At 51.4% G+C, this 4,275-nt stretch carries 4 protein-coding genes and 1 pseudogene; 3 read left to right on the top strand and 2 right to left on the bottom strand.

The genetic code is table 11. From position 1 onward, the window contains the following. From Q0294_RS04945 to Q0294_RS04935, 3 genes are all read left to right on the top strand, one after another. Positions 1–295: hypothetical protein (locus Q0294_RS04945; RefSeq protein WP_299461523.1), on the top strand; the 295-nt coding region annotated here is incomplete at its 5' end. A 1,319-nt stretch (positions 296–1,614) separates the two neighbouring features. Continuing rightward, the gene (locus Q0294_RS04940) at positions 1,615–2,115 is read left to right on the top strand and encodes an FxsA family protein (RefSeq protein ID WP_299461521.1); all 501 of its coding nucleotides are present in this window, start codon (positions 1,615–1,617) and stop codon (positions 2,113–2,115) included. A gap of 176 nt (positions 2,116–2,291) precedes the next feature. Continuing rightward, complete coding sequence (locus Q0294_RS04935; RefSeq protein ID WP_299461519.1) at positions 2,292–3,578, top strand: PQQ-binding-like beta-propeller repeat protein; 1,287 nt, start codon at positions 2,292–2,294, stop codon at positions 3,576–3,578. Between the two features lie 25 nt (positions 3,579–3,603). On the opposite strand, the gene Q0294_RS04930 is transcribed toward Q0294_RS04935, so the two are convergent. Both Q0294_RS04930 and Q0294_RS04925 read right to left on the bottom strand, forming a co-directional pair. Next, positions 3,604–4,029, bottom strand: coding sequence for a 3-hydroxyacyl-ACP dehydratase FabZ family protein (locus Q0294_RS04930; RefSeq protein ID WP_299461517.1), 426 nt, complete (start codon positions 4,027–4,029; stop codon positions 3,604–3,606). Positions 4,030–4,080: 51 nt separating this feature from the next. Continuing rightward, positions 4,081–4,275 (bottom strand): annotated as a pseudogene (locus tag Q0294_RS04925) (phytoene dehydrogenase); the annotation flags it as partial.

Genomic DNA, 4,275 nt, shown 5'->3' with positions numbered 1-4,275 from the left:
AGGTAATTTTCCTGACAAGAAAGCTTTCTTAGCGCGAGCATATGCATGCTGTATTATTTCCGTAAAGGAAATGTCAGACACTACTCGTTTCCTGGTTAATGTTATTCAGACAACAAATATCACCGGATTGCCGCCAGCAACGTCGCGATCAACTCAAGAGGCCTGCTCCTATCCAGTTCGGCACGTGGCTTTGCTTGGTATGTTCATTTTCGGATATGCGATTGTAATTTTCAATGGTAGTGGCAGAGATGAAACGCGAGCCGTTGAAAACATCAAAGAGTCAGACCCCGAATGAATGTTATCAGGATCATCTGCTCGGCACTGAGAGCTGCTTCTCATTCTATTTTTCTACCACGAAAGGCACGAAAGAACACGAAATATTTTTGTTCGATAGTTTTTTAATTTCGTGTGGTTTCGTTTTTTTCGTGGTCGCTGAATCCTGATTGGATTTACGCTTGGTTAGTCAGATCAAACTAACCGCGACGGATGTTGCGCCGGATAATTTTTATTTTGCTCGGGCTGAAATAAAACTAGGTTTCCTCTGGAATGCTTCCGACGGGCGGATACGTGGGTTAGCGTCCTGCTGTTTGCTTCCCTGCTCTTGGAACACCTGCCGGATCTTCATCTGCGGTGTGTCGGGTTGCATCGGGTAGAATCTTTTCGGATGGGTTTTGTGTCGTCGGGGGTGTGGTAACTTTCTGCGTGTCATCCACCGGCGGCCATGTAGTGTTTCTTAATTCGAATTGTCCTTATAAATGTGAAGATAAATGTGAAGCAACCGGGGCTAACGCCCTTCGGCTAATAAGTCATTCCGGTTGTCAAAGGACCTAAAAAAAGATTAGCCGCATGGCGTTAGCCGCGGTTAAAACCGACCTGGGTTAGATTGCGGTCCTGGGAATCACATTCAAAATCAATAAATAAACACTACCTGGCGCCGTGCCGCTCATTTTTGCTGGCTTTGGTTCGGTTGCGGGATGGGGCGTTTGTATTCTTTGTTCGTCATGGAGGAGTATTCTGGCATGGGATGTCTGATTCCGGGGTTATTGAATTTGTTGTCCTGCACCTGGATTGTTGGTGGTTTCGTTGGGAACGATTTTCGTGAAGGGCGTGGGGGTGTCAACTCGGGTTTGTTACAGACGCGGCGCAGATGCGCGCCTGGGCGTGACCCCATGCGGTCGCCCCGTGACTTGTTGGCGGCAGTCGCGCGCCGAAGCGTGCCGAACTTGAGTGCTCATCGGGAACTACCTGAAAGGAAAGGGAATCAAATCAGTCTCAAACCAGCGGGTTTTATAGTGACCGTTTTCACAGGGGTGCCGACCTGCACCGCGGCAGCAGATTTCCTACGCGCGCGACACATAACACGCATATTGGCGAGGGACGCGTTACCGACAAGACCTGTTTTTTCAGTGGCAGACCGGGGACGGGAAACGACGGTCTTTTTTCAGACAAACTGGTTTTTCGTGCGAACAGCGAAAGTAGAGCAGCCGAGGGGGTCTGTAAATTTCCGGGGAATTCGTACACAGCGATGCGCAGAGTGGGGATGTTCAGCGACATCTGTTTGGTGTAGAATAACCCCAAGCGTTTCTTTTTGTGTTTTAACCCTGGTGACTGATTGTGCTGTTACGACTGTTTCTTTTATTCACGATCATTCCGTTAGCAGAGCTGTGGCTGCTGTTGTGGTTCAGTTCGTTGACCAGCCCGACCGTTACGTTTGGTCTGGTGCTGGTCACGGGAATCCTCGGCGCCTGGCTGGCACGCAAGCAGGGTTCGCAGGCGTGGAAGAAAATCCAGCTGCATCTGGTACAGGGACAGCCCCCCACCGGCGTGGTGCTGGACGGCTTGATGATTCTGCTCGCCGGCGCGTTTCTGATCACCCCCGGCATTATGACCGACATGCTCGGCTTTGCCCTGCTGATTCCCGCGTTAAGGGAAGCACTGAAACTCAGAATTGGAGAGTGGATCAAACAGCGGGCGCTGATGCAGATCCAGACCCGCACCAGCTTTCATACCAGCAGCCAGGGCTTTCAGGAGTTCAATCAGACAACTCCACCACTCGACGACGAGAATATCATTGACGTCGAATTCGTTCGTAAAGAATCTTCAGAAAAAGATTGAAGCCGCTTTACAATTGCATCGGGTGTGGCGGCTCTTATAATCGGATTAGCAGAGGAAATGTCCCTTGCCAGTAAACATCCTTTAATTACTACCCTCTGATTCTGCGGTGTGTTGTTTTCGCAGATCAACTCTTGATGGCCTGCCCGCATCTTTCAAATACAATTCAGGAATCAGCAATGGCTGCGATTTACATACGACGTCTTTTCTCGGTTTTGTGTCTGTTTTCAGCCATGCTTTTCTCAGCGACGTTTGCTGCAGCGGAAGAGCCTGACTGGAACCAGTTTCGCGGGCCGCACGCGGATGGGACATCGCAGGCGACCGGGCTGCCGGTGAAGTGGAGCGAGAAAGAAAACATCGTCTGGAAAACGGCGGTTCACGGTCGGGCCTGGTCCTCGCCGGTGGTCTGGAAAGATCAGGTCTGGGTGACGACATCAACGCAGGACGGTAAAGAGCTGGGCGTGGTCTGCGTCGATTTCAACACGGGTAAAATTCTGATCGACAAAAAAATCTATGACGTCGAGAAACCCCAGTTTATCGATCCGAGCAACTCACACGCTTCGAGTACGCCGATCATTGAAGAGGGTCGGATTTACGTGCATTACGGTGCTTACGGAACCGCATGTCTGGATACGAAAACGGGGGATGTGCTCTGGTCCCGCCGCGATTATCCTTGTAATCACTGGCGGGGTGCAGGGTCGTCGCCGATTATTTATCAGAACCTGCTGATCCTGCAGTATGACGGTTACGATTATCAGTACGTCGTCGCGCTGGACAAGCAGACGGGCAAGGAAGTCTGGAAAAAAGACCGTGACATCGATTACGGAACGAAAAACGGCGATTTCAAAAAAGCCTTTGCGACGCCACGGGTGATTGAATACGAAGGGCGCGTGCAGCTGATCAGCCCGGCTGCGAAAGCAACCGTTTCCTACAACCCTCTGACGGGGGAAGAGTACTGGAAGTTTTATTACCCGCAGCATTCCGCTGCGAATCGACCGCTGTTTGATGGAGAGAGAATTTACGTCGGCACCGGTTTCGGGAAAGCGCATCTGTATGCGGTGAATCCGGGGGGCAAAGGAAATGTCACAGACTCGCATGTCAAATGGATTGAACAGAAGGGAATTCCTTCCAAGCCGTCTCAATTGCTGATCGACGGATTGCTGTATATGGTGGACGATAAAGGGATCGCCACCTGTCTGGATGCTGAAACCGGCAAGGAGATCTGGAAAGAGCGAATGGAGCGGAGTTCGTTTTCCGCTTCTCCCATTTACGCGGATGGAAAGATCTACGCGACTGATCGAGAAGGAGTGACGCGGGTTTTTGTTCCCGGAAAAGAATACAAGGAACTGGCAGCCAACAAGCTGGATGAAGGCTGTGTTGCTTCGCTGGCGATCGCAGGCAAGTCGATTATCATGCGAACGGAAAACTTCCTGTATCGGATCGAAGATAAATCGCTTCAGAAGTAAACTGCGTGAGTAATAGAGAAATGGATCAGCCGTCGGCAGCAGTGACGGCAAATTCGAGTCGGACGGCGGTCTCTTTACCGACGGAAATTTTCCCGGTGAAGAAATAAGCGCCGCCCAGTTTTTCGGTGAGAGTGACATGGATGTCAAGTGTTTCTCCCGGCTTAACCATCCGCCGGAACTTGGTGTTGTTCAATCGCGTGGCGACGGGAACTTTGCCTTCCGCCGGGGCGTCAGTTTTCGCGATGAAAACCGCAGCGGCCTGCATGGCGGCTTCGCAGAGAATCACGCCGGGCAGCACGGGATGATCGGGGTAATGCCCTTGAAAGAGATCGAGATCGGGAGAGACAAATTTGCGGGCGTGAATGCTGTTGTCTTCGAGCGCGACGATTTCATCCAACCACAAAAAAGGTTCCCGGTGCGGAATGCAGGCTTTGATTTCATCCAGATTCACGAGATCGTTCCGTTTCTTAGATTGCGGGGCAGTTTCAGAATTGAAAAAGCATCAGATGCGGGCGGCTGCGGGAGTCAGATATTTATCGACATCGTTACTGACGATCACGCCGTAATTCACCGCACCCAGCCAACCGGACATAATAATCCCGACCGAACCGGCGTGGTACAGACCGGCAATCTGCTCGGGCAGTTCTTTGCTGACTTTCAACCCTTCAAACTTGGTGCCAAACGAAGCGCCCTGCAG

This window comes from uncultured Gimesia sp. (assembly GCF_937919775.1).
Lineage (GTDB): Bacteria > Planctomycetota > Planctomycetia > Planctomycetales > Planctomycetaceae > Gimesia.
This window is presented reverse-complemented; position numbering and strand designations above follow the sequence as displayed.